This is a genomic window from Rhodococcus sp. 2H158 (genome assembly GCF_053764755.1).
Window position 1 is genome coordinate 16,709 of record NZ_JBSNCE010000002.1, and the last position, 24,959, is coordinate 41,667.

Here is a 24,959-nt window from a genome sequence, read left to right on the forward strand (position 1 = left end):
CGTAGCCGGTGCGGTTGGTGGGCGCCTACTCCGACGTGGCTTGGTCCGCATGCGTGCGCAGGTCTTCGAGATATCGGTCGCGGAGGACGAACTTCTGGATTTTTCCGGACGCAGTCTGCGGCAGCTCGGTTCGGAATTGCCAAACACGCGGGATCTTGTACGAGGCCAGGTAAGCGCCGCAGTGCGTGGCCAGATCGTCCTCGGTGACGTGTGCTCCCCTAGCAGCGACGATGAAGGCCGCCACGATCTCACCCCATTCGGTGTCGGGAAGCCCGACGACGGACACCGCGCTGACCGCTGGGTGTGCGAAGAGGACGTCTTCGATCTCCCGAGGAAAGATGTTCTCGCCGCCCCGAATGATCATGTCCTTGAGCCGGCCGCGGATCGTGACGAATCCGGAGGCGTCCATGGTGCCCAGATCGCCTGTGTGGAGCCACCCCTCGATGTCGATGGTCTCTGCGGTCGCACGAGGATCGTCGAAGTACTCCGTCATCACGCAGCTGCTTCGGGTACACACCTCGCCGAGTTCACCTACATCGATCGCGTCGCGAGTATTCGGGTCGACGATCTTGACCTCGATACCCGGGAGCGGTCGGCCGACGGTGCTCAGCGTCTGCGTCCGCTGGTCTCCGCTCTCAGTGTGGGTGATGTAGGGCGACGACTCCGTCTGTCCATATCCGATACCGACCTCTACTCCGAGGACACGTTGGGCACGCAAAGCCAGATCGAGCGGAACAGGCGCTCCGCCGAGCGTGGTCAGTCGCCAACTCGACACATCACGTGGTTGGTCTTCCTGCCGTTCAAGCATCCGGATGAGCATGGTCGGCACGCTCAGCATCACGGTGCCCTGCTCGGCCTCGAACAGGTCCAACAGCAGGTCGGCATCGAAACTCGGTGGGATGACGTGGCAGCCGCCGGTCTGTAGCGCACCTAAAGTCACGAGACCGCAGCCGGCGGTGTGGAACAGCGGCATGGGATTGATCCATACATCGCCCGGACGCGCACCGATGACGGTCGCGTAGCGCCGACCATTGGTGGCCAATCCGCGATGGCTCAGCAGAGCACCTTTCGGCCGGCCCGTCGTTCCCGAGGTGTATTGGATCTGTGCCGGGTCCTCGGGCCGGACCGCCGGCAAGGGACCGAATGGTATGCAGAAGTCTCTTCCGTCGGCAACAAACTCGTCCCAATCTCCGAACGAAATCACCTCGCGGACCTGCGTGCCGTCGAGTGCGGCGGTCACGATCGGCAGCAGATCCCGGGACCGGAACCGCGGTTGCACCACGATCCCCACCGCCCGAGACTGACGCAGCACGTACGCCAGCTCGGCCTGCCGGAAGGCCGGGTTCACCGTGACCAGCGTTAGTCCCGCCAGCGCGGCGCCGAATTCCAGCTGAATCCACTCCGGGCTATTGGCGGCCCAGACAGCCAGATGCTCGCCGGGGGAGAACCTGAGCAACAGGGCCCGGGCGACGTGGGTGGATGCCTCCAGTAGCTCCTCGAAGGTCCATCGGCGTGCTTCGTCACCTACGACGCCCTCCACGAGAGCCGTTCGGCCTCCCCACTGCGATGCGGCGCGGACGAGGGCATCCCCAATTGTGCTGTCAAGATCGTCTGGATCCACATCTGCACACCAGATCGATGTGGACAGGGGCGGCCGGCTGCTCTGCACGGTCATTTCCTCGCTCCTGCGAAATGTCGTTGTGGGTTGTCGACCAAGATGGTCTCGACGTCGCGTTCGGTGATTCCTGCGTCGAGTAGCGCAGGAATCACGTCCTCGGGGATGTGACGGTAGTTCCACTTGGGGCCGATCTGGTCCCGGGATTCGACGGCGATGAAGTCGAGGAAACAGGACGCATCGTGCGAGATGACGATGCTTCCGGTGTAGCCCCGGCGGACGAGTTCGACAAGGGTGTCGACCCGCTCACGGAACGGCAGGAAGGCGTCGGCCCCGAACCGGTCAAGTCCGAGCAGGGATCCGGCATCGGCCAGACGACACAGGTAGTCCACATCGGTGGTGTCACCAGCGTGACCGATGATCACCTGCGTCAGTTCGACGCCTTCCTCCGCGAGCACTCGCTGCGCAACGAGCCCGGATTCCGATCCGGCATGAGTGTGAACGGTGATCGGTGCACCGGTCTCGACACTCGCCTGACCGACTGCCCGCATTGTGCGCTCGACACCGGGGGTCAGTCCCGGAGCATCGATGGCGCACTTGAGGAATGCGGCACGCACACCGGTATCACCGATGCCCTTGGTCAGATCGCGGATGAACAGCTCGGTCAGCGGTTCCGCGGTGTCGACCATCAGACCGGGTCCGCGGTAGGAGAACTGAGGAGGAAGGTCGTTGAAGGTGTACAAGCCGGTGGCGACAATGAGGTTGAGGGACGTTCGTTCCGCGATGCGCTGGATGCGCGGGATGAAACGGCCGAGACCAAGCACGGTTGGGTCCATGATGGTGTCGACGCCGAGGTTCTTGAGTTCGTTCAGGTCGTGGACGGCCTGCTCGATCTTCTCGTCCTCGTCCCAGTCATCCTGATAGTTCAGCCGGAACTCCTCGCCGAGCACAAAGACGTGTTCGTGAACGAGCGTCCGGCCGAGTTCAGCAGAATCGACGGGTCCGGCAACTGTCTGCACTTCGGTCATGATCTGTTCCTTGTGGGTGTGGGTTCAGAGCGCGACGACGACGGACTTGGTTTCCAGATACTGCTCGAGCACGGCGTCCCCCTTTTCTCGACCCCAGCCGCTCTGCTTGTAGCCGCCGAAGGGAAGTTCGGCGGCGAACACGTGGTAGGTGTTGACGTGCACGGTTCCGGCTTTGAGTCGCTTCGCCAGCAGGTGTGCCTTCGACAGATCGGCGGTCCACACACCCGCGGCGAGTCCGTAGATGGTGTCGTTGGCTTGCCGTGCCAGGTCGTCGATGTCGCTGAACGGCAGTGCGGTGACGACCGGACCGAAGATCTCCTCTCGGACGATCGGATGGTCCCGGTCTGGCCGTGCGATCACACTTGGTTGCACGTAGTAACCGTCACGGTCCAGTACGCTGCCGCCGGCCAAGGTCTGGCCGCCGGAACCCTTGCTCAGGTGGAGGTAGCGGCCCACGCGTTCGAAGTGCTCCGCCGACACCAGCGGACCCATGTCGGTGTCCGGGTCGAGCCCGTAGCCCACCTTGATGCCACGGGCATGTTCCGCGAGGCCTTCCACGACACGATCGAACTGGGACTCATGAACATAGAGGCGGCTGCCGGCCGAGCACACTTCGCCCTGGTTGTAGAAGATCGCAAGGGCAGCGCCGGCGATGGCGGCGTCGACGTCCGCGTCGTCGAGGACGATGTTCGGTGACTTGCCGCCCAACTCCAGCGACACCCTCTTGAGGTTGCCCGCGGCGGCGCGCACGATGCTGCGACCGACCTCGGTCGAACCGGTGAACGCGATCTTGTCGACCCCGTCGTGTGCGGCGAGGTGCGCCCCCGCGCGTTCTCCGAATCCGGGCACGATATTGACCACCCCATCCGGGAGGCCGGCCTCGAGCAGGAGTTCACCGATCCGCAGCGCGGTCAGTGGAGTCTGCTCGGCGGGCTTGAGGACGACGGTGTTGCCCGTGGCCAGCGCCGGGGCCAGCTTCCACGCCGCCATCAAGATCGGAACGTTCCAGGGGATGATCTGGCCTGCGACCCCCAGAGGCTCGCGAGTCGTGTACGCGTGAAACTCCCCGCCGGGCATGTAGGGAACCGAGGGCGTGAGCGTCGACCCGGTGATTCGGCGTGCCGCACCGGACATGTACCAGAACATGTCTGCTGCGAGTGGAATTTCGACGGCGAGCGCTGCACCCGCCGGCTTTCCGCTGTCCAGCGATTCCAGCTCGGCGAGTTCTTCGGCATGCTCGGCGATCAGATCTCCGATCCGGTGAACGAGGCGTCCTCGCTCGCTCGGTGACATTGTGGACCACGGACCCTCTGCCGCGCGCCGCGCGGCCTTCACCGCACGGTCTATGTCGCGTTCCGCACCCTCGGCCACAGTGGCGAGTACTCGCCCCGTACCGGGGTCGATGGTCTCGAACGTCCTGCCGTCCGCGGCGTCGACGAACCGGCCATCGATGAGCAGTCCGTGGCGGCGGGCCAGGAACTCTGTTGAGTGCTTGGGTGATATTGCGGCTGAAGTCATTTCGTTCTCTCCATTCTTGACAGGTGTGCATCTGCGATGCGGACGCTACGACGGTGACGTCGGTGCAACCTTGGCTATGCGCTGTCCACGGAGCGCATATGGCCGATGAGCAGTGCGAAACGCGGGTCGCCTGGATCCGATTCCGCGGCGAACACTTCGAGTAGGGATTGGTCGTACGGGTGTGTCCGGAGGTAACGCAGTGCCAGCTATCGAGACCGGGGAGGCGACAGCGGCTTCCGAGGCGGAGTCTCGACGTGCTCGCGCAATCGAATCAACCAGGGAGACTCCGTAATCGGGGAGATTGGCCTGTTGTGCGCTTCGAGCGCACGGTCTATTTTCCCGGCCTCGGCATGGTTGAGGGTTCTTCCGATGTCGGATTCGATCTCTGCTACGACCCGACAGGGTCGCGTCGTGAGGATCCCGGATCCGACGATTGTCCTCAGCACGGACCACTCTTCGCGGAGCGTCACCGCACCGATATCGACGTCGCCGCACACGTCGGCGCGAATCTCCTCGAACGACAGCGGCGAACCCTTCAGGACGAGCACGGCGAGGACCTCCACCTGTCGTCGCGGCAGAGCGAGGACGGCACCGTTCACCTCGACGCGCGGTGGTCCGCCCGATTTCGTGGCGATGCGATACCCGAAATCGGGCTTCGGTTCGCTCCTCGTCATTTGCTCGACCAGAAGCGCCACCGAACTCGCCAGTGCACCGGAAGACGGTGAGTCCGCGTCCCACGGCGCCGAGATATCTACCACTCCGGCCGGCCGCGCGTCGGAGACGTTTCTGATGGGCTGCGCCCAGCATGACCATCCGTGGAAAAGTCTGTTGAGATGTTCCGCCGCGAACACGCTGACACCCCGTCCGGTTCGTAGCGCCAGGTCGAGGGCATTGGTGCCCATGGATTCTTCCGTCCAACCGGAGCCGTCGAAGGCGGTGACCTGAGCGGCGCGAGTGCGACCTCTTCGAGGTGCATTCCGCCGCGGAAGGACTCCCACAGCCGAGTGCCGCGCAGCCGGCGAGGTGCCAGGTTCTCCTCGGTCCGACGCCGACGGGCATCGAAGCCCACGTGGGGCGACGCTGATTCCACTTCGTGCTCCGGCGGTCGATGAAGTCGACGTAATTCGGCTGGCTGGGGTGACAGGTCTATCACCGGAAGGGGGCTCTTCTGTCAGTGGCCCGCCGAACGGTCACCGATGATCAGGACTTGGCACTCGCCGGGATGTCGGCCGCTCCGACGGATGTACGACGGGAGAGGAATTCGAGGATACGAGGAATGACGATGTCCGGGTCCTCGAGGAGCGGGCTGTGGCCCGCGTTCTTGATCCGCCACAGCTCGGCGTTCGGGATTGCCTCGAACATCTCATCGGACCACGCCGGCGGGCGGGCATGGTCTTGGATTCCGGAGATGACGAGAGTCGATGCCGTGATCTGCGGCAGTAGGGCGACGGCGCTTTCGCGCTGTACAACGCCGCGTGCGGCATGCGCCAACTTCGGCGACAGCTCCCCGAGGCGTCGAGTCCACGTGTCGTGTACATCCCTGCGTTCCGAGTCGTCGAGAACACTTGCCGCAAACAGGATGCTCTTGACGATCTCCACGACTTCGGCGGTGAAACCGTCGCGTTCGAACATGTCGACGAACGCGCCGAACTCTTCCAGGTGTTCGACCGATTCGCCGCGCGCGGACGAACCCATCAACACCAGTTCGTCGACAAGATCGGGCCTACGACTCGCGATTCGGACCGCGACGTCCCCACCCATGGACTGGCCGACGATCGATAACCGGCGGAGGCCGAGTCTGTCGACGAGAGCGAGAACGTCGTCACTGCACTGATCCATGGTCACGGTGGAATCGACCTCGTCCAGGCGGCTGACCTGCCCGAGAAATTCCGGTGCGATGAACCGGAACTGCCCTGCACCCGCAGCGGCGAGACCGTCGAACGATCGCGGGTCGAGGAACAGTGAGTGAAGACAGAGCACCGGCCTCAGATGCGGTTCGCCAGTGTCGAATGTCATCAGAACTCCCTTGGGGTCGGGTTACCTCAGCGTTGCCAGGCGCACCTTTGTGACATCCGGCACATGTTTGTTTCGCCTGACGGTATTCCCCCTCGGGCAGGATGTCAATATTTGCATGTCATTGCAAATAATGAAAAATTCGATAGTTGACACGAACTTCATAGTCTGAAATCTTGGCGTCCTACCTCGAGGAGGGTGTTGAAATGAACAAGACGGTCGCCGATGCCATCGCAGGCGCCTTGGCTCGACATGGTGTGAAAACAATTCTGGGGCAGAGCAATCCAACCGAGCTGATGCTTGCAGCCGAACGTATCGGGATCCGCCAGATCCTCTACCGAACCGAGAACGCGGCTGGTGTCATGGCCGATGGGTTCTCCAGAGTCTCCGGCCGCATCGCCGTGGTCGCGGCGCAGAATGGACCGGCCGCAACGTTGCTCGTCCCGCCGATGGCAGAGGCCATCAAGGCGTCGATGCCGATGCTTGTCTTGGTGCAGGAGGTGCCGGCCGGAAACCGCGACCGCAATGCCTTTCAAGAGTTGGATCACTTCGGACTGTTCGCGAGCGTCTCGAAATGGACCCGGCGAATCGACGACCCGGCAAGGGTCGATGACAACATCGATCTGGCGATCACGATGGCCACCAGTGGGCGACCGGGACCGGTGGTCCTGCTCATTCCGCGCGACGTTCTCGGAAAGCCGGCTGCAGCAGGTCGATTCAAGAGGACGGCGGACCTCGGAGCCTTCCCGCTCGATCGTCCACGACCGGATGCCAAGGCGGTGTCGAAGGCCGCTCAACTCATTGCGGCGGCAAGATCACCTCTCGTCGTCGCGGGAGGCGGAGTTCACGGCTCGGGTGCGGTAGCCGAGCTGGCCGCTCTCCAGGACCTCGGTCAGCTGCCTGTGGTTACGACGAACATGGGCAAGGGCGTGGTCGACGAATCCGGCCCGCTGTCACTCGGCGTCGCCGCGAACGTCACCGGCGAGCGAGGGCCCGCCCACTTCCATCTCCCCCTGATCGCCGACGCAGATGTCGTGTTGCTGGTTGGGACGAGGACGAACGAGAACGGAACCGAGGGATGGACGCTGACATCTCCCGATGCCACGTACATCCATATCGACGTCGATCCCCTCGAGGTCGGACGGAACTACGAGTCGGTGCGATTGGTGGGCGATGCGCGTGCCGCACTCGCAGACCTCACCGAGGCCCTCGCTGCGACTGACCTCACGTTCCGGCGGGCTCAGTCGGACCAGCTCCGCTCCAGTATCGCGGCGGGACGCCGCAAGCATGTCGATACCGTCGCACCTCTGCTCATGTCGGATGATGCCCCCATTGCCCCCGAGCGACTCTTCGCTGAACTCGACCGTGTCCTGAACCCCGACGACATCGTAGTAGCCGACGCCAGCTACTCCTCGTTCTGGATCGCTAGCTATCTCTCGGCGAAGCGACCCGGTCAACGGTTCCTCACGCCGAGAGGGCTTGCAGGACTCGGCTGGGGGCTGCCCTTGGCGTTGGGAGCGAAGCTCGCTGCTCCGGATCGCCGCGTCGTCGCGGTCGTGGGCGACGGCGGCTTCGCGCACGTGTGGGCCGAGCTGGAGACTTCAGTTCGAGAGGACCTTCCGGTGATAGTGCTCGTCCTCAACAACTCGATCCTCGCCGCGCAGCGCCACGCCGAGAATGCCGTGTTCGGCGAAACCACCACAGGCGTGGAGTTCGAAGCTGTCGATCACGCCGCAATTGCCACTGCCGTGGGAACCACGGGGATCGTCGTCGATCGTCCGGAGGGCATCGCGCCTGCCCTCCAGAAGGCTATGAACTCTCCTGGCACGGTGGTCATCGACGTGATCGTCGACCCGGATGCCTATCCACCAGTTCGCGCATGGGACACCTGCGTCGACCGGATCAATGCACAACTCCATCGGGACAGGCCAGTTCTCGCGGCACAGTGATAGTTTCAGATAGTGAACAGAACTTCGGGTAAAGGGCAACCGACACTGCAAACGGTCGAGCGAGCACTGAGCTTTCTCGAGTACGTAGCTGCGGCCAAGAACCCGCCCACGGTTCAGCAGGTTTCTGCCGGTCTCGGCCTCAACATCACAACGTGCTATCACCTGATGCGGACGCTGGTGGCGCGTGGCTATCTCGAGCGCCGGTCCGACGCAACACTGCGACTCGGCGGAAGCATAGGCGCCTTGTTCCGGACCTACCAACTCGGATTCAACGTCAACGAACAGCTCTCGGCCATCGTCGCCGACCTGGCCGAATCCACCGCCGAGACGTCGTTTCTGTCGACACTCGACGACCGCAATGTGATCCTCAAGGTACTGGTGGAAGGTTCGCAGCCGCTACGCGTCGGAGGACTCTACGTCGGGTTGACCGGCAATGAGCCACGCCGCGCGGCGGGAAAGGCCGTACTCGCCCACGTCGACAGCGAGCTGAGGGAGGAGATCATCGACCGTAGCCTCGCTGACCTGGACCCGGCCGCTAGACGCCGCTTCCGCTCGACGCTGTACCGAGAACTGGAGGAAGTCCGGAAAAAGGAATGGGCAGTAGACATCGACACCAGCCCGGGGATCACCTCCATCGGGGCCCCGATCTTCAGCCGAGACGAATCCATCGTCGGAGCCATCGGCATAGTCGCACCCACATCCCGTTTCCACGAAGCCCAGGACAACCTACTCCAAGCCGTGATCGACGCAGCGCATCTGGCAACGGAGACACTGGGTCGCGCAACGGATGGATCCCTTTGACAGCGGATCACACGACGTCGGCGGGAACCATTGGTCCCCGAACCTTCCAGACCTTCTAGCCGGCCATGGTCGTGTCAGGTTGTTTGGGAGGGGAGGACGTCGTCTGAGCCCTGATCAACCGATGTTGGTCGGTGTGATGAGCGTGGCGTAGAACGAGGATGCCCTTCCCGGCAGGGAAGATCCGGATTGCGACGTCCGATCCGAACTGCACAGGAAGGGCACCTCGTAGGCAAAACCTACTCACACGATCGTCAGGGGTTCGACGAATCCCACCCTGGTATCGACCGCGGGCCTGGTCCCGGCGCTGCGGCTGGCCGAATCGGCCGGCCTGTACGAGCTGCTCGAGGCACTGACGGTGCAGTCCCCGAACGCTGCGGCGAAAACGACGAGCGTCCTCGCGGGATGGTTGCGGCCGCGAATTCGATCAACGACCTGGATCTGCACCCCCGCTTGCACGCCAGGTTGAGCCGAGACGGGTTCCCCCGGGCACCCCACCGGACCCGCGGCCCCGCCCCCAACAACCCCCGACCAACTCGGCGACGACCGGTCCCCGAGTCGACCGGGTACGCCCACCGCACGAAACCGGCCGCTCGACTACCGCCTCGTAGGATGCTCAGGCGAGGACGTTGTCGCGCAGGTAGTTCGCCAGCTGGGTGCGGGACCGGACGCCGAGTTTCCGGTACAGCCGTCCCAGATGCATTTCGATGGTCTTGACGCTGAGGAAGAGTTGCTCGGCGATCTCACGGTTGGTGCCGCCGCGGGCGGCGAGCCGGGCCACCTGGAGTTCCTGCGGGGTCAGCCGGTGCCCCGTGGCAGCGGCGGGCGCGTCGACCGGCCGGCCGACGGCGCCCAGTTCCGTCGCGGCCTGCGCGGCCCACGTGCGGGCCCCGATGCGCCGGAACGCGTCGAACGCCGCCTCCAGATGCTTGCGGGCGTCGCGCCGGCGCCCGGCGCGGCGCAACCGTTCGCCGTAGCACAGCGCGGTCCGGGCGGTGTCGAACGGGGACGGTGAGCGTGCGTGTAGTTGCAGGGCTTTGGTGAACCAGGTGTCGTACTCCGCGTCGTCGCCGATCAGTGCCCGGCCGCGGCAGATCAGGGCTCCGAGAGCATCGGGCAGCGCGAGCTCCGTGAGCAGCCGCAGCTGTTCGCGAACCGCGTCCGGCACGTCGCGTCCTGTTCGGACGTACGCTTCGATCAGGTCGGCGGACGACGCTCGCGCGACGAGGAGACCGTCCCCGTACCCGGACGGTCGCCGGTTGGCCTCCTCCAGATGGTCAACGGCACGGTCGGGCCGATTCAGGCTCAGTTCCAGCAGCCCGAGTCCGTCCAGGGCATCGCGGTGCATCTCGCCCAGACGGGTCTTCTCGCGGATCCGCAACGAGTCGGCGGCGTGCGCGCGGCAGGCCCGTTCGTCACCGAGTTGCGCCTCGAGTTCCGCCAGGCATCCGAGCGCCGCGCACAGCGCGAGCAGATCGCCCGTGCGGGTGGCGAGTTCGACGGCCTCGGTGGCCGCGCGACGACCGGAGTGCAGGCGTCCGAGGCGGCTGTCGGCCAGTGCGGTGACGTACAGCGCCAGGGGCAACTGCCCCCAGGCGCCCTCTGCCCGGAGTCGGTGGACCAGCGGGTCGAGCACCTGCCGCGGATCGCCGTCCTCCCCGTGCCAGGCCACCGCGCCCAGTTCCGCGAACAGGACCCATTCGACGTCGGCGTCGGCATCCCACCGCGCGAGCGCCGCCGCATCCTGCAACCAGCGCATCCCGTCGGAGGGGTTGCCGGACAACGACAGCGCGCTGCCGATGACGAGCGTGCCGAGGAGCGTCGTGTCGGTGTCCCGGGGCGGCGCCGATCGGATCGCCCGGCGGGCGAGCCGCAGCGCCCCCTCGGGCTCGCCGGCGACGAGCGCTCCCTCGGCCGCCATGGCCAACAGGTGGGCGCCTCGCGCCGGGTCTCGTCGACCGATGTCCGCGGCGCCCGTCTCCCACACCCGGCGTGCGATACACGCTGCGCCGGTGTGGAGTTCGACCCGTCCGCGGACGCCGGCGCTGGCGGCCCGCAGGGCCGGATCGGTGGTGTGGTCCTCGGATCGGTCCAGCAGCCGCAGCGCGGTCGTGCTGCGGCCCGCGCGCCGGGCCGCGTCGGCCGCCGCGCAGAGACGCCGGGCCGTGCCCGCCTCGTCGGCGGAGAACGCAGCAGCCTGTTCCATGACGACCGCGGCGGCCGCGTACCCGCGCCGTTCCGACGTCAGCCGCGCGGACTGCTCCAGTTCCCGGGCGGTGCCCTCGTCCGGGGCGAGGGTGGCTTCGGTCAGGTGCCACGCACGTCGGTCCTGCTGCGCCGGATCGGTGAGCATCTCGGCCACTGCGCGGTGCAGCGACCGCCGCCGCGTCGGCGGGAGATCGGATACCGCGGCGCTCCGGATCAACGGATGCGGAAAGGACAACCGGCCGTCCGCGAACGACGTCAACCCGGTGTCCTCGAGTGTTCCCAGGGCACTGCCGGCGATCCCCAGGTGCGCCAGGACGGCGGACACCACCGGCAACCCGTCGTCGGCCGCCACCGCCGCGACCTGGAGGGCTCGGCGCGTCGCGTCGTCGAGCGCGGCGATGCGCGCGCCGAAGATGCGGGTCGCTGCGGACCCGGCGCGTACCGGGAGGCGCAGCGGACGGGTTCCGGTGAGTTCGTCGCACGAGAGAGTGCCGGCCAACTCCCGCAGCGCCGACGGGTTGCCTCCCACCTGCGCGGCCGCCGCCGCCACCACGTCGTCCGGCGGGCGCCGGCCCAGGAGGGCGGCCAGTAGCTGCCCGGCCGCCTCGTCGTCGAGGCCCTGCACCACCGACGTCTCGACGCCGGCCGGACCCTGCGGCTCGCGGGTGGCGACCAGTATCCCGATCTGCTCGGTGGTGAGCCGCCGAGCGGCGAAGGCGACGGCGTCCAGGGTCGGCCGGTCCAGCCACTGTGCATCGTCGATCACGACCAGCAGTGCCGCGCTGCGCGCGGCCGCTGTCAGAATCCGGAAGAATCCGGCGTAGACCGCGAATCGGTCCTCCGGCCCGAGGATTGCGCGCGCGGTGGAGCCGCACAGCGCGCGCACCCTGGGCAGCGACGCAATGGGCCCCGGCACCGGCGCCAGCAGGCGTTCGAGCGCCGCGAAGGGGAACGGGGCCTCGGCTTCCGCACCCGTTACCGACAGCACCCCGAGTCCGGAGGCATGCGCGCGGGCGTAGTCGAGGAGGGTGGTCTTGCCGATTCCCGCTTCCCCGCTCAGCACCACTGCATCACCCGCTCCCTGCCGGAGTGCGGCAAGCAGCCGATCGATGCGTGCGCATTCCGGTCCCCGCCCGAACAGCACAGCTTCACCGTAGCCCCCGGGCGGGGGCCGGGACCCTCTTCTCAACCGAAATGGAAGCATCGGGGCCGGCCTCGACCGAAACGAGACCCGTCGGTACGCGGCCATGCCCGAGTCGTCGCGATGCAGGGTTTTCCCCGTCGCCCGGCGTCGGGTTCGTCGGCGATGCTGATACACAGCCGATCCATTTCCGTGCCGTGGGCGCGCACCGATCGCGGCACGCGACGCGAGGAGAAACACCATGAGCAGGACTACGTTTCGCGCGGCGGTAGCGGCGACCGCCATGGCCCCCATGATCGCCCTCGGCACCGGTGCCGCGACAGCGGCTCCCGCCATCCCCACCGCGCCTGCCCCGATCGCGGAATCCGTCCAGCCGGCGGTCCTCGGCCCGCTCGGTGTCGTGTGCGTTCCGTTGCTCTTCGTTCCGGTCGTCGGAGTGCCGCTGTTCGTGGTCTGCCTCGTCTGACATCGGGTCGACCCCTCGTTGCGGCGAGCCGGCCGGGCCGGGGCGCCGCAACGAGACACCCGTACCTGCCGAGATGCGCAGCCGGCATCTCGGCGGCCCCTCCCTGCCGTGACGGTCGTGTACCGACGCGACCGGTGGGTATCCCGAAGGACGGATCGCCGGCATCGGCGGGGCGCCCGACACGGACCACGGGAGGAAACGAACAGTGACCGACTTCGGCTACACCATGCTCTGCGAGCAGTCCCGGCCGGACCACCTCGTCCGCGATGTGCAGATGGCGGAGAAGGCCGGCTTCGATTTCTCGGTGATCAGCGACCACTACAACCCGTGGCTGGAGGAACAGGGGCATTCCGGCTACGCGTGGTCCGTCCTCGGTGCCGCGGCGCAGGCCACCGAGCGGATCCCGCTCATGACCTACGTGACCTGCCCGATCCTGCGCTACCACCCGGCGGTGGTAGCGCAGAAGGCGGCGACGATGCAGATCCTGTCCGGGGGCCGGTTCCGCCTCGGCCTGGGCGCGGGCGAGAACCTCAACGAACACGTCGTCGGCAAGGGCTGGCCCGCGGTGGGCACCCGTCACGAGATGCTCGCCGAGGCCGTGGAGGTCATTTCGGCGCTGTTCGACGGCGGGAACGTGAACTTCCGCGGCGACTACTTCGACGTCGAGTCCGCGCACCTGTACGACCTGCCCGAGACCCGGGTGCCGATCGGGATCGCCGTGTCCGGTTCGCAGTCGTGCGCCCTCGCCGGGGAGAAGGCCGACCTGATGGTGGCCACCGAACCCGAGCCGGCGCTGACCCGGATGTTCGACGAGGCCGGGGGAGCGGGCAAACCGCGAGTCGGGCAGATCGCCGTCTCCTACGACACCGACCGCGACGCGGCGGTGCAGCGGGCGCACGAGCAGTTCCGGTGGTTCGGCCTCGGCTGGAAGGTCAACCCGGACCTGCCCGCGCCGTCCTCGTTCGCGGCGGCCACCCGGTTCGTGACGCCCGAGCAGGTCGGGGCGCAACTGCCGTGCGGCGACGACATCGACGAGTACGTGGACAAGATCCGGCCGTTCGTCGACGCGGGATTCACCGAGGTCGCCCTCGTCCAGATCGGCGGTGACCGGCAGGGGCCGTTCATCCGGTGGGCCGAACAGGAACTGCTGCCGGCGCTGCGCAGCCTGTTGCCGGGCTCGTGAAACGCAGCCTGTTGCCGGGCTCGTGAAACGCCGCGCGCTCGCGGCGCGATGGTCTCGGTAGTAGTCAGTTTTCGCTGACGCCGCAGACCGCGGACCCGCATGCTCCCGCGAGCGCACCCGACGGTCGCCGGCGTCGAAGGGTGCCGAGATGAACGTCGAACCCCGGATGGCCGGGTTGCGCCAATGGCGCACCGATCGCCTCGAGGATCTCGTGGCCCAGCTCGAACGCACGACCGATCCCGCGCTGCCCTGCTTCGCCCGCGACGTCGCGCGCACCGAGCTGGCGCTGCGCCGGGAGGGCGGAACGGTGGACTGGGTGTGCCGTGTCACGGCAGAGTCGAGGTCCGACGGTCGTTCCGTGCTGCTGACCCTGGCGTTGCCCACGACGCTGTCGGAGCCGGAGGTGCGCGACGCGGCTCTGGTCCGCGCTCGCGAACTGTTCGGGTCCGACGTCGTCGTCGACAGCGTGCAGTTCGGTGACTGAGGGGTTCGCCGAGCCGATCAGGGTCCGAGCCGGACGGCCGAGACCAGGCCGGACACGGTGGCGACGGTACCGACCGCCACGAAACCGGTCACCATGGTGGCGACGGCCCCCGCGGCGACGACCGTGCCGAGGACGGTGCCCACGCGGGGACGCAGGCCGGAGGCCGTGCGGATCGGGGCCGGTTCCTCGAGGCGTATCGAGTGGGGCGCCGCCGGAACCGTCGCGGCCGGCAGAGCGAAGAGGGGGTCGGGTCGGTGGGCGATGTTCTCGGACATATCAGTGTCTCCCCGTCCGTCGTTGACACCTTGTGCCTCCAGTGTCGCGGCGGCGGGTCTCCGGCAGATGGCCGCATTTTGAACTTTGGGTTTCGTGGAGTCGGCGTCGTCGGTCCCGGTCCAGGGCACCGCGGGCGTGGCAGTACGGTGATCCGCTCGCGTGTGCCGGCCTGCACGCGCCCGGATGCCGGTCACCGCCCCCTGCGCGGTGACCGGCCCCGCCGGTCCGCATCACCACCCGACGTTCCGGCGCGTTGCCCCTTCGAAGAGGGGCCGGTGGCGACGGCCCGGCCGCACGAGGGCGCAGCCCCGTTCGACAGCCACCATCAATCGGAACGCATCGGGGATCGCCGCGGTTCCGGAGCCGAGGTCGCGAACGGGGTGAAAGTGAGGGTGAAAACCGGGGGAGGGCGGCGGACGATGGAACGGCGCTCCGGGTTGCCGTCCCGAAGGACCCGCGCACCGGTGGCCGACCCTGCGATGCGTGCCGGCCGCCGACATGCATAATGGCCGCAGCGTTGCTGACGCCCGTGCAGGGAAAGTCCGGTCCGAGTCCGGCGCTGACCCGCAACGGTAGGCCGTCCATCCGACGGTGAGCCCGATCGCCTGCACGGGGGTGCGCGACTCCGGTATTTCGTCGTGGTCTACGAGATGGAGTCCAGCAGGGTAGCCGGTGCCCGCTGTCCGGGGCCGCTGCCGTGCCGGAGTCTGCCTCGTGCCACCTGAGCAGAGCACGAGGTCCCATGCCCGTCGACTTCCGCCGTCCCGCGCGAGACGCCGCCGCGGTTCTCGCCGCCCTGACCGTCGCCACCGCGGCCCTGTCGGGTTGCTCGCGAGGCGCAGACACCGGCACCATCCCGCCGGCCGCGGCCTTCGACGAACCGGTGTCGATCACGAACTGCGGACGCATCGCGACCTACGACGCGCCCCCGCAGCGGATCGTGTCGATGAACGATCACGTCACCGAAACCCTGATCCAGATGGGTGTGGGGGATCGCATCGTCGGTATGGGCTACGGCGAGAAGGACGACCCGCTGCCCGAGACGGCCGAGCAGTTCCGGGCGATTCCGTCGCTGGCTGCCGAGTACCCCACGTACGAGCAGATCCGCGACCTCGACCCGGATCTGGTCGTCGGCGGGATGCGCAGCGCATTCGACGACAAGACCGGACGCGGGCGGGACGCACTCGAGCAGGCGGGAATCCACACGTTCCTCTTCTCCGAGTACTGCGGTGCCGGCTTCTCCGATATCGCGTTGCTGGAGAACGACTTCGCCCAACTCGGCGCCCTCCTCGGTACCGAGGAGCAGGCCGCGGCCCTGACCGAATCGATCACGGCGGAACTCGACGCGGTACGCGCCCGGCTGGAGCAGGCCGCCGTCGCGCCGGTGCGCACCTTCTTCTACGATTCGGGCGAAGCCGAGCCGCTCTCGGTCGGCGGCGTGGGCATCGGCAACCTCATCGCCGAATACGCCGGCGCCGACAACGTCACCGCCGAAGGCCCGAAACCGTACTTCACCACCGGCTGGGAGGTCGTCGGCGAGCGCGCACCCGAGGCGATCGTCGTACTCGACTACGGCGCGACGAGCGCGCAGGACAAGATCGCCTATCTGAAGAACCAGCCGATCGTGGCCACCACTCCCGCCGTGCGCAACGATCGTTTCGTCGTCGTGCCGCTCGACGACTTCTTCGAGAGCTCGCGCATGGTCGACTCGGTCGCGACGATCGCCCGCGGGCTGCACCCGGCCGCGTTCACGGATACGGAATGACCCCCGCCGGTACCGTGGCCGATGCATCGGCGCCGCACGCCGGCTCCGCGGCGTCGGCCGCGCGGGGGTGGGACGGGGGCGCGGCGCGTCGTTCGCTGTGGCTGATCCTGCCGCCGCTGCTCGCCGCACTCGTGCTGGCGCTGGCGGGCGCCGTGTCGCTGGGCACGGTGAATATCCCCTTCGGCGACGTGTGGGCGATCGTCGCGCACCGCCTCGCACCGGGCGCCTTCACGCCGTGGTGGAGCGCGGCGCGGGAAGCGATCGTCGTCGAATCGCGCCTGCCCCGGGCGTTGACGGCCGCCGTCGTCGGTGCCGCGCTCGCGATCGCCGGAGTGGTGGCGCAGGCGGTGACCCGCAACCCGCTGGCCGACCCCTACCTGTTGGGCGTGTCCTCCGGTGCCGGATTCGGGGTGGTGCTGGTGACGGTCCTGGGTGTCGGCAGCGGCGCACTCGGAGCCTTCACCCTGCCGTTCGCGGCCTTCCTCGGAGCCCTGTTTCCGCTTGCCGGAGCGATCGCGGTGAGTCTGCGCGCCCATGCCGTCACCGCGATCGTCCTCGTCGGCGTGGCGATGTCGATGGTGTTCTCCGCGTCGACCACCTTCACCCTGCTGGTCCTGGGTGACGACCATCAGCTCGGCACGGTGATGCGTTGGCTGGCAGGAGGATTCGGGGATGCGACGTGGTCGATGCTCGCCGCGCCGGCGCTGGTCCTGCTCACCGTCGGCGGCGGCGTCCTGCTGTGCGGCCGGCAGCTGAACCTGCTGCTCGTCGGCGACGACGGGGCGACCGCGCTGGGAATGGAGGTGCGGTGGTTCCGCATCCTGATCCTGCTGGCGGTCTCTCTGCTCACCGCCGCGGCGGTGGCGGTCTCGGGGACCGTCGGATTCATCGGACTGCTGATCCCGCACATCGCCGGCCATCTCGTCGGCCGCAACACCGTCCGGCTGATACCCGTGGCGGCGGTGGCCGGGGCGCTCGCGCTGGTCCTGGCCGACGTCGTCGCCCGTTCGGTCAGCGGCTCGACCGAACTGCCGGTGGGGGTCGTCACCGGTCTGCTCGGTGCGCCCGCCTTCCTCGTCATGCTGTGGCGCAGCTACGGGCGGGCACGATGACCCGCCTGCGCGCCACCGGGGTCCGCGCGCGGCTGGGCGAGCGCACCGTACTCGACGGGGTGGACCTCGACGTGGCTCCGGGCCGGGTACTCGCCCTCGTCGGGCCCAACGGCAGCGGCAAGACGACCCTGCTGCGCGCCTGTTACCGCGCGGTGCGGGTCGGGGCCGGCACGATCACCGTCGACGACGAGGACGTCACGGACCTGAAGCGCCGCACCCTCGCGCGCCTCGTCGGGGTCGGCGTCCAGGAGCCGGTCTCGCTCGGTGGGACGACCGTGCGCGAATCGGTGCAGCTGGGGCGCACTGCCCGGCGGGGATGGCTCGAGCCGTTCGGTGACGACGACCGGATGGTCGTCGAGGATGTGCTCGGCCGGCTCGGGCTGCTGCACCTCGCCGATCGCGACGTGCTCGCCCTGTCCGGTGGGGAACGCCAGCGTGTGTCCATAGCCCGGGCCCTGGCCCAGCAACCCCGCGTGCTCCTGCTCGACGAGCCGACGAACCATCTGGACCTGCGCCACCAGCTGACCGTGCTGGAGTTGCTGCGCAGCCTCGCCGCGGATGGGCTCGCCGTGCTGGTGACGCTGCACGACCTGCGGCTGGCGACCGCGTACTGCGATCGCATGGCGGTACTGGACCACGGATCGGTGGTCGCTGCGGGAACCCCGGAAGACGTCCTGCATCCCGCCCTGCTGGCCGGGGTCTTCGGAGTTCGTGGCCGGGTGGCTGTGGACGGCGACGGACGACGCACGCTCGAGGTCTGGGGGCTCGCCGATGCCTGACCGACACGCCGACGCCGCGGCGCGTGCCTACGCCGCGGCCCGAACCCTGCTCGGCGACTTCGCGCACACCGTCGACCTCGGGACCGCCGTCCTTCCGGGCACGGTGACGACCGATCCGCAGTGGCTGGCCGGACGGGTATCCGACACCGGCCGCAGGTGGGACTGCGACGACCCTCGGGTCAACGGCACGCTCTGGTGGTACTCGGCCAGTTCTACCCTGGTGGCCGGACCCGTCGCGATGCTCCTGGCCACCGGCTACGCTCCCGATCCCGACCCGGCCCGGTTGCGCTGCGTGCTGCGGGAGGACGGCTACCTCGGCGCGGTGCGTTCCTCGCGCCTGCTGTCCGGGGCCGATGCCTTTGCGCGCGCTCTCGTGCCGGCGCTGTCGGCGATCATCGCGCCACTCGCGCGGGTGTCGGGTGCGCCGGAGCGGGCGTTGTGGGCCGTCGCGTCCGACTCGATCGCCAACCGTGCCCTCGACGCCGGGCGTGCCGCCCACCGCGTCGACGACGGGTGCACCCTCGCCGCCGCGCTGTCGATGCCGCCGCTGCTGCCACCGCGTTTCGTCGACGTCGATCCCACCGGGAGCGTCACGGCGGCAGCTCCCGGATCGCCGGAACCGGCGGACGGGCGACGCTTCGTGCGACGCAGCTCCTGCTGCCTGATCTACCGGGCGACCGACAGCGGCAAGTGCACGAGCTGCCCGCGCCGGTCACCGGCCGACCGCGCCGCGGCGCTGGGGCGGTATCTCGCCGCACAGGCGTGACGCGGATCAGGCTGCCGCGAGCGCGATCAGCGCGATCGCCGGTGGCGTGCACTGCGCCGCGGCACCCCCGAGCCCGGCGCCGCGGGGCCGGCTCATGGCCAGCCGGTCCGAGACGAACAGGGCGATCCCGGCGAGCAGCATGAACGAACACGTGTAGAGCACGAGCGCGCGTCCGACCGTGTCCTCGCCGGCCCGCCACAGGGCCACCCCCATCAGCGCGCCGGTGCCGAGGAACAGGTTGTAGAAGCCGACGTTGAACGCCCACATCCGCACCGCCGCGACGTCGCCGGAAGGGATGCGGAACAGGTCTTTGTGTATCGACGGCCGCCGGAACAGCAGCGTCTCCCACACGAAGGCGAGCAGATGCACGGCCGCGCCGACCAGCGCGGCGACCTGCGCGAGAACGATCATGACGCACCTGCCTCCGCTGCGAGCGTGACCCCGTACCGGTCGGCGACCTCTCGGAGAGCCCGACCCGTCTCGTCCGGTGGACGCTCGTGCCCGAGGGCGTCGACCGCGCCGAAGAAGCCGCCCATCGAGGTCCCGGCGGCGATCAGCAGGAAGGTCGCGGCGTCGGTCAGGACGGTGAAGGAGTTCACCGTTCCCGGCGCAAGGGTGATCGTGTCCCCGGCCGCGAGCTCGTGACCGGTCGCTGCGGCACGGACCAGGATCCGGCCGCTCAGCACGTGATACGACTTGGCCCACGGTTCGGCGTGCAGCGGCGCCGGCTCGGTGCGCGGGGCCTCGACGAGGAAGAGCTCGTAGGCTCCGCCGGCGTGTGCACCGGTGGACAGGACCGTGACGGTTGCGTCGGGCAGGGTGAGGCGACGGCCCTCGCCCATCCTGCAGAGTTCGATGTTGTCGGACATGTCTGTCACGTTAGGAACCGCCCGGCCGGTGGCCCATCCCCGAAAACGGGGATGGGTACAGGCCCGCCACCAGCGCATACTGGGTTCATGCTCGAGATCCGGGCGGAGAAGGTGGGCCGCGAGGTGGTGGCGCTCGCGGCTGCGGGCGCCGATGTGACGCAGGTGCACGGGCGCGCCATCGAACTCGTCGGCCGGACGGTGCGCAGCGACCTGACGTGCTGGGCGATGATCGATCCCCGGTCCCTGACGATCGGTTCCATGACGAGCGGCCCGGACCGGGTTCCGCCGGAGTACGAGCCGCTGCTCGCCGAGAGCGAGTACCGCGGGCGGGATCCCGGCACCTTCGCCGAGCTGTTCCGCAACGGCCGCAGTGCGGCCCGGGGATCCGAGCTGCCCCCGGACGAGGTGGCCCACAGTCTTCGCCACGCCGGGGTGTGGCGTCCGCTCGGATTGGACCACGAACTGCGGGTGATCTTCCGCATCGGCGGACTGTGCTGGGGTGCAGCCGGATTCGTTCGGTCCGGGGCGGACTTCACCGACTCGGAGGTCGAGTTCCTCACGCGGGTGGCGCCGGCGGTGGCGTCGGCGACCCGCGTCGCCGTGTGCGCCACCGCCGCCTCGGGCCAAGGCGACCCGGGTCCGGCGGTGGTACTCACCGGGTCCGCGGGTGAGCCGCTCGCGCTCACGGCGGCCGCCCGCGACTGGCAGGACCGATTCGACGAGATCGCGCCCGGACGGCTGGCCGTCATGGTGCGCGCCGCCGCGTTCGGGGCGCGTGCGAGCGGTTCGGGTGTGTTCCGAACGCGGATCCGCGACGCCACCGGCGGGTGGATCCTGATGCGTGCCACCGCGCTGCTGGGCGGTGCCGAACCGCAGACCGTGGTCACGATCGAGCATGCGACCGGCCTCGAGCTTGCCGAGTTGCTGCTCGCCGCATACGCTCTCACCGCACGCGAACGGGACGTGTGCCTCGAGGTGATGGCCGGATATTCGACCGCCGAGATCGCCGACCGTCGCGGTATCACCCCGAACACCGTCCACGATCACCTCAAGGCGATCTACACGAAGACCGGAGTCCGCAGCAGGGCCGAACTCACCGCCCGCCTGCGGTCCGATCGGGACCTGCGCCGAACTACAGCCGCCGCGCCGGAGTGATCGCACCGGCCGAGTGCATCTGCCAAGATCAGGTATGCCCCTGAACCGGCGGATCCTGTCCGTGTTGTGCGCACTCGGCCTCCTGACCGCCTGCACGTCCACGGACGATGCAGCGCCCGGCCCGTCCGGATCCACCGACACCGCAGCCGCATCGGGGACCGCATCGTCGGCCGACCCCGCGCAGGCCGAGGCCGTGGACCGGATCGTGCGCGACACCATGGCGGAGACGCACCTGAAGGCGGCGGTCGTGCGCGTCACCGTCGACGGCCGGGAGATCCTCACCCGCGCCTACGGCGAATCCACCACGGGCGTGCCGGCGACGACCGACATGCACTTCCGCAACGGCGCGGTGGCCATCTCCTACGTCGCCACGCTGCTGCTGCAGCTCGTCGACGAGGGGAAGGTCCGCCTCGACGACACGGTCTCGACGTGGTTGCCCGACATTCCGAATTCGGACCGGGTCACCCTCGGGCAGCTCGTCCAGATGACCTCCGGCTATGCCGACTACGTGCAGAATCCCGAACTGTCGGATGCGATCTACCGGGACCCGTTCCGGAACTGGACGCCCGAGGAGCTCATCGCCTACGGCACGTCCCAGCCCCTCTTCTACGAGCCCGGCACCAACTGGAACTACGCGCACACCAACTACGTGATCCTCGGCCTGGCCCTCGAGAAGATCACCGGCCGGCCGGTGGCGGAACTGCTGCAGGAGAAGGTGCTCGACCCGCTCGGGCTGGACGGCACGACGCCGTCGCAGACGCCGGCGATCCCGGAGCCGGTGCTGCATGCGTTCAGCTCGGAACGCCGGCAGGCGCTCGGCATCCCCGCCGCGACACCCTTCTACGAGGAATCCACGTTCTGGGACCCGTCCTGGACCATCACCCGCGGCGCCGTCCAGACCACCGACATCCACGACCTGCACGACACTGCGGTCGCCGTCGGCACCGGCACACTGCTCTCCCCGGAGTCGTACCGGGCGATGGTGTCGACGGACCTGCGCGGCCGGACCACCGCCCTGCCCGGCTGCCCCACGTGCTTCCCGCAGTCCGAGGGGTACACCTATGGCCTCGGTGTGGTGATCACCGGCAACTGGCTGATGCAGAATCCGTTGTTCGGTGGGTACGCCGCGGTCGAGGCATACCTGCCCTCGCAGAAGATCGCCGTCGCCGTCGCCGTCACCTTCGACCCGGCGGCGTTCGACGACACCGGTGCGTACCGGAACGAGGCCGACACGCTGTTCCGTCGGATCGGTGCGCACCTCGCCCCGGACGACGCACCCCCGGCGCGGCCCACCCGGTGACTCACGCCGTCACAGCAGCCCCGACAGGCGTGCCGAGCCGTCGACGAGGAACCGCACGAGCGCCGCGTCGTCCGGGGTGACCCGCGACGCCGACCCCTGCAGGTAGAGGCCGCCGACGACGAACGCCGAACGGTCCCGGATGGGCACCGCCAGCGCGGCCCGCCCGGTCCGGCACTCCTCGCCCTCGTACGCGTAGCCCGCGGCGGCGACGGCGCGCAGTTCCTCGGCGAGGACATCGTGGTTGCAGATCGTGTGGTCGGTCAGGCGCCGCAGTTCCGGATCGGGACGCACGTGCGGATGGTGCGCCAACATGAGCTTGCCGAGTGCGTTGGCGTGCAGGTTCTTCGCCAGCACGCCGATGGCGATGATCTCGTGGTCGGGGTCCTTGTCGACGAACCGCAGCCGCCCGGCCGCGAACGAGGCGACGTGCACCCCGAATCGGGTGTGGGTGCGCAGCTCCTCGACGACGTCGTGCAGCGTCGGCGACGGGCTCGTCTCCGCGGCCGCCTGCGCGAGCTCCGCGGTGCGACGACCCAGCGCGAAGCCGGACAGGTCCGGCACGCGGACGAGGAATCCGTCGGCCACGAGCAGGTTGAGCATGCGGTACGCGGTGGTCGGCGGCACCCCGGCGAACCTGGCGATCTCCTTCGCGGACGTGCCGGGGCCGAGCTGCGCGACGGCCTCGAGCATCCCCAGCGCCTTCTGCACCGCGCGCGGCTGCTGTCCGCTGAAGTGCGAATCGTCCGCGCGCACGGACACGTGCGCGGTCAACCCGGGTTCCCGTCGCGGGGACGGGCGTCGTCGCCGGGGTGCGAGGCCTCCGGGAGGATGCGCCGCCGCCCGTCCGCGCCGATCACGAGGGTCCCCGCCCCGGGGAGGATGTCCCCGGTCTCGACCGAGTCGAACGCACCGATGGTCGTCAGGCTGCCGGGCCGGACCCGGCGCAGCACGTACTGCCACACCGTGCCGGACGCCGCGACCGCCGAGAGTGTCGCGGGCACGACCCACGCGCCGTGCGCGGTGCCGTCGACGGCGATGTAGCCGAGCAGGCCCACCCCCAGGACCGAGACGAACAGCGCGGCCGCCCGCGTCGCGACGGTGTGCTCGCCGATGCGGTGCAGGAACCGCAGCGACGCGACGGCCACCAGCGTGTAGGCCACGACGAGGCCGATCTCCACGACGCCGTCGAACGCCCCCGAATCCGCCCCCGCGAGGGACGCGTACAGGCACGCGCCGGTGAAACCCGCGGCGGTGAAGGCGAGCACGCCCACGTGCGGGGTGCGGAACCGGTCGTGGACACGGGCGAGGGCGCTCGGCAGCACCCGCTCGACGCCCATCGAGTACAGCAGCCGCGAACCCGCCTGCGCGCAGCCCAGGGTCGACGCGAGCCACGAGCACGTCATGCCCGCCTGCACCGCGAGCACCACACCGACGCTCGCGCCGGACGCCGTGCCGTCGAAGTACGCGCCGACGACGACGGCGCCGTGGCCGGACAACGCGGCCCAGGCCGCGAACACGAACAGCACACCGACGACGACGGGGGAGATCAGCACGGTGCGGGTGACGGTCACCAACGGCCGCTTGGCCTCCGGGCCGAAGAACGCGGCGCTCTCGAAGCCCGCCATCGACAGCACGGTGAGCATCGCGAGGAACGGCATGAGGCTCAGTGGTGCGTCCGGCAGTTCGGTGGTGGCCGGGCCCGCACCGGCCGGGGTGCCGAGCATGAGCGCCACGATGAGCACGAGCGAGCACGACTCGACGAGCAGGATGGCGCGCGTCGCGAACCGCACGCCGCGCACCGTGGTCACCGCGACGGCGACCGCGACGAGACCGATCGTGACCGACCACGGCGCGGCGCCGGGCACGTGCATGCCGAGCAGGTCGGCGATGCGCAGCAGGCTCTGTGCGGCCTGCGACATCACCGAGATCGAGATGCCGAGATAGCCCAGCAGCAGCGCCGCACCCGTGGTGAGGGTCGCGCGGGCGCTCAGGCCCTGGAACACGAAGCTGTAGAGCGACCCGGCCGCGGCGAGGCGCCGCGTGAACTGCGTGATGCACAGCGCCACCAGCACCACCACGGCGGTGGTCCCCGCGATCGCCAGCAGACCGCCGACACCAGGCCGGTGGGTCACCATCCACAGCGCGATGAACACCATCCCGGTGGCCGGCGCGATCGTCGACAGGGACTGGCCGAGCAGATCGATCGGGGTGAGCTGACGGCGGCCGAGGGCGCGCAGCGGCGAATACACCGGATCCCGATGGGTTTCGGCGTCCCGTGAGCGGGCAATCGCGGCCCGGAGTGCGGTTGTCACGATCGTCGTATCCCGTCTGTGCGTCCGTGCAGCCGGCGGTGCCGGCACCCCCGGGCGGTGAAACGCCTCAGGGCGAGGGACAACGTAGCGCCGCGGTGTTACGCGACGGTTACCTCCGCGAACGACATGTGGACGGCAAGTGGGAATCCGCCCGGCGCGGCGCTGTGGCCCGCGCCACCGCACGGCCCCGTGGCCCCGTGCGGACACGGTCCCCCGAGCGCC

22 protein-coding genes and 1 pseudogene are annotated in these 24,959 nt (G+C 68.8%); 12 read left to right on the forward strand and 11 right to left on the reverse strand.

What is annotated here, in order from left to right:
* Positions 1 to 25: 25 nt before the first annotated feature.
* The 5 genes from ACWPOB_RS01850 to ACWPOB_RS01870 all read right to left on the reverse strand — a co-directional run bounded on the left by ACWPOB_RS01850 (position 26) and on the right by ACWPOB_RS01870 (position 6,177).
* Complete coding sequence (locus ACWPOB_RS01850; protein WP_455399724.1) at positions 26 to 1,675, reverse strand: AMP-binding protein; 1,650 nt, start codon at positions 1,673 to 1,675, stop codon at positions 26 to 28.
* Entirely contained in the window at positions 1,672 to 2,643 is a 972-nt protein-coding gene (locus ACWPOB_RS01855; protein ID WP_100055438.1) for a phosphotriesterase family protein, read from the reverse strand. Before ACWPOB_RS01855 ends, ACWPOB_RS01850 begins: the two co-directional genes overlap by 4 nt.
* Before the next feature lie 24 nt (positions 2,644 to 2,667).
* Positions 2,668 to 4,161 (reverse strand): aldehyde dehydrogenase family protein, encoded by a 1,494-nt coding sequence (locus ACWPOB_RS01860; RefSeq protein WP_100055437.1) that lies wholly within the window; start codon positions 4,159 to 4,161, stop codon positions 2,668 to 2,670.
* A 206-nt stretch (positions 4,162 to 4,367) separates the two neighbouring features.
* The gene (locus ACWPOB_RS01865) at positions 4,368 to 5,063 is read right to left on the reverse strand and encodes a hypothetical protein (protein ID WP_455399725.1); all 696 of its coding nucleotides are present in this window, start codon (positions 5,061 to 5,063) and stop codon (positions 4,368 to 4,370) included.
* Positions 5,064 to 5,361: 298 nt separating this feature from the next.
* Positions 5,362 to 6,177, reverse strand: a complete 816-nt coding sequence (locus tag ACWPOB_RS01870; RefSeq protein WP_455399726.1) for an alpha/beta fold hydrolase — start codon at positions 6,175 to 6,177, stop codon at positions 5,362 to 5,364.
* A 203-nt stretch (positions 6,178 to 6,380) separates the two neighbouring features.
* Between ACWPOB_RS01870 and ACWPOB_RS01875 the strand changes: the two genes are divergently transcribed.
* The 3 genes and pseudogenes from ACWPOB_RS01875 to ACWPOB_RS01885 all read left to right on the forward strand — a co-directional run.
* Positions 6,381 to 8,123, forward strand: a complete 1,743-nt coding sequence (locus tag ACWPOB_RS01875; protein ID WP_455399727.1) for an acetolactate synthase catalytic subunit — start codon at positions 6,381 to 6,383, stop codon at positions 8,121 to 8,123.
* A 12-nt stretch (positions 8,124 to 8,135) separates the two neighbouring features.
* Positions 8,136 to 8,924, forward strand: a complete 789-nt coding sequence (locus tag ACWPOB_RS01880) for an IclR family transcriptional regulator (protein ID WP_100055433.1) — start codon at positions 8,136 to 8,138, stop codon at positions 8,922 to 8,924.
* A 247-nt stretch (positions 8,925 to 9,171) separates the two neighbouring features.
* Positions 9,172 to 9,365, forward strand: a pseudogene (locus ACWPOB_RS01885) (IS1380 family transposase); the annotation flags it as partial.
* Positions 9,366 to 9,537: 172 nt separating this feature from the next.
* On the opposite strand, the gene ACWPOB_RS01890 reads toward ACWPOB_RS01885, so the two are convergent.
* Positions 9,538 to 12,333, reverse strand: coding sequence for an AAA family ATPase (locus ACWPOB_RS01890; RefSeq protein ID WP_455399728.1), 2,796 nt, complete (start codon positions 12,331 to 12,333; stop codon positions 9,538 to 9,540).
* A gap of 178 nt (positions 12,334 to 12,511) precedes the next feature.
* Here ACWPOB_RS01890 and ACWPOB_RS01895 point away from each other — a divergent pair, with 178 nt between their 5' ends.
* The 3 genes from ACWPOB_RS01895 (at position 12,512) to ACWPOB_RS01905 (ending at position 14,403) form a co-directional block, all read left to right on the forward strand.
* A complete protein-coding gene (locus ACWPOB_RS01895; RefSeq protein ID WP_455399729.1) occupies positions 12,512 to 12,736 on the forward strand; it encodes a hypothetical protein in 225 nt (74 codons plus the stop codon).
* A gap of 205 nt (positions 12,737 to 12,941) precedes the next feature.
* On the forward strand, positions 12,942 to 13,919 hold the full coding sequence (locus ACWPOB_RS01900) for an LLM class F420-dependent oxidoreductase (RefSeq protein ID WP_455399730.1): 978 nt from the start codon (positions 12,942 to 12,944) through the stop codon (positions 13,917 to 13,919).
* 148 nt (positions 13,920 to 14,067) lie between these two features.
* Positions 14,068 to 14,403 (forward strand): hypothetical protein, encoded by a 336-nt coding sequence (locus tag ACWPOB_RS01905; protein ID WP_100057379.1) that lies wholly within the window; start codon positions 14,068 to 14,070, stop codon positions 14,401 to 14,403.
* Positions 14,404 to 14,420: 17 nt separating this feature from the next.
* On the opposite strand, the gene ACWPOB_RS01910 is transcribed toward ACWPOB_RS01905, so the two are convergent.
* Positions 14,421 to 14,678: a hypothetical protein gene (locus ACWPOB_RS01910; protein ID WP_455399731.1), complete on the reverse strand. Its 258-nt coding sequence runs from the start codon at positions 14,676 to 14,678 to the stop codon at positions 14,421 to 14,423.
* 743 nt (positions 14,679 to 15,421) lie between these two features.
* Between ACWPOB_RS01910 and ACWPOB_RS01915 the strand changes: the two genes are divergently transcribed.
* The 4 genes from ACWPOB_RS01915 to ACWPOB_RS01930 are packed head-to-tail and all read left to right on the forward strand — an operon-like array spanning position 15,422 to position 19,101.
* Complete coding sequence (locus tag ACWPOB_RS01915) at positions 15,422 to 16,444, forward strand: ABC transporter substrate-binding protein (protein ID WP_455399732.1); 1,023 nt, start codon at positions 15,422 to 15,424, stop codon at positions 16,442 to 16,444.
* On the forward strand, positions 16,441 to 17,556 hold the full coding sequence (locus ACWPOB_RS01920; protein WP_455399733.1) for a FecCD family ABC transporter permease: 1,116 nt from the start codon (positions 16,441 to 16,443) through the stop codon (positions 17,554 to 17,556). The genes ACWPOB_RS01915 and ACWPOB_RS01920 overlap by 4 nt, the downstream gene beginning before the upstream one ends.
* Positions 17,553 to 18,335: an ABC transporter ATP-binding protein gene (locus ACWPOB_RS01925; RefSeq protein ID WP_100057383.1), complete on the forward strand. Its 783-nt coding sequence runs from the start codon at positions 17,553 to 17,555 to the stop codon at positions 18,333 to 18,335. Before ACWPOB_RS01920 ends, ACWPOB_RS01925 begins: the two co-directional genes overlap by 4 nt.
* Positions 18,328 to 19,101, forward strand: coding sequence for a (2Fe-2S)-binding protein (locus tag ACWPOB_RS01930; RefSeq protein ID WP_455399734.1), 774 nt, complete (start codon positions 18,328 to 18,330; stop codon positions 19,099 to 19,101). Before ACWPOB_RS01925 ends, ACWPOB_RS01930 begins: the two co-directional genes overlap by 8 nt.
* Before the next feature lie 6 nt (positions 19,102 to 19,107).
* On the opposite strand, the gene ACWPOB_RS01935 is transcribed toward ACWPOB_RS01930, so the two are convergent.
* On the reverse strand, positions 19,108 to 19,512 hold the full coding sequence (locus tag ACWPOB_RS01935) for a DUF1304 domain-containing protein (protein WP_100057382.1): 405 nt from the start codon (positions 19,510 to 19,512) through the stop codon (positions 19,108 to 19,110).
* Positions 19,509 to 19,970: a cupin domain-containing protein gene (locus ACWPOB_RS01940; protein WP_050034629.1), complete on the reverse strand. Its 462-nt coding sequence runs from the start codon at positions 19,968 to 19,970 to the stop codon at positions 19,509 to 19,511. The genes ACWPOB_RS01935 and ACWPOB_RS01940 overlap by 4 nt, the downstream gene beginning before the upstream one ends.
* An 87-nt stretch (positions 19,971 to 20,057) precedes the next feature.
* On the opposite strand from ACWPOB_RS01940, the gene ACWPOB_RS01945 reads away from it, so the two are divergent.
* Together ACWPOB_RS01945 and ACWPOB_RS01950 are read left to right on the forward strand one after the other, a co-directional pair.
* Positions 20,058 to 21,125 (forward strand): helix-turn-helix transcriptional regulator, encoded by a 1,068-nt coding sequence (locus ACWPOB_RS01945; RefSeq protein WP_455399735.1) that lies wholly within the window; start codon positions 20,058 to 20,060, stop codon positions 21,123 to 21,125.
* Between the two features lie 34 nt (positions 21,126 to 21,159).
* Entirely contained in the window at positions 21,160 to 22,425 is a 1,266-nt protein-coding gene (locus ACWPOB_RS01950) for a serine hydrolase domain-containing protein (RefSeq protein WP_455399736.1), read from the forward strand.
* 9 nt (positions 22,426 to 22,434) lie between these two features.
* Here ACWPOB_RS01950 and ACWPOB_RS01955 read toward each other — a convergent pair whose 3' ends face one another.
* Both ACWPOB_RS01955 and ACWPOB_RS01960 read right to left on the reverse strand, forming a co-directional pair.
* Entirely contained in the window at positions 22,435 to 23,196 is a 762-nt protein-coding gene (locus ACWPOB_RS01955) for an IclR family transcriptional regulator (protein WP_100058268.1), read from the reverse strand.
* Positions 23,193 to 24,674 carry an APC family permease gene (locus ACWPOB_RS01960; protein ID WP_455399898.1) on the reverse strand — a complete coding sequence of 494 codons (1,482 nt, stop codon included), beginning with the start codon at positions 24,672 to 24,674 and terminating at the stop codon, positions 23,193 to 23,195. Before ACWPOB_RS01960 ends, ACWPOB_RS01955 begins: the two co-directional genes overlap by 4 nt.
* Between the last annotated feature and the right edge of the window lie 285 nt (positions 24,675 to 24,959).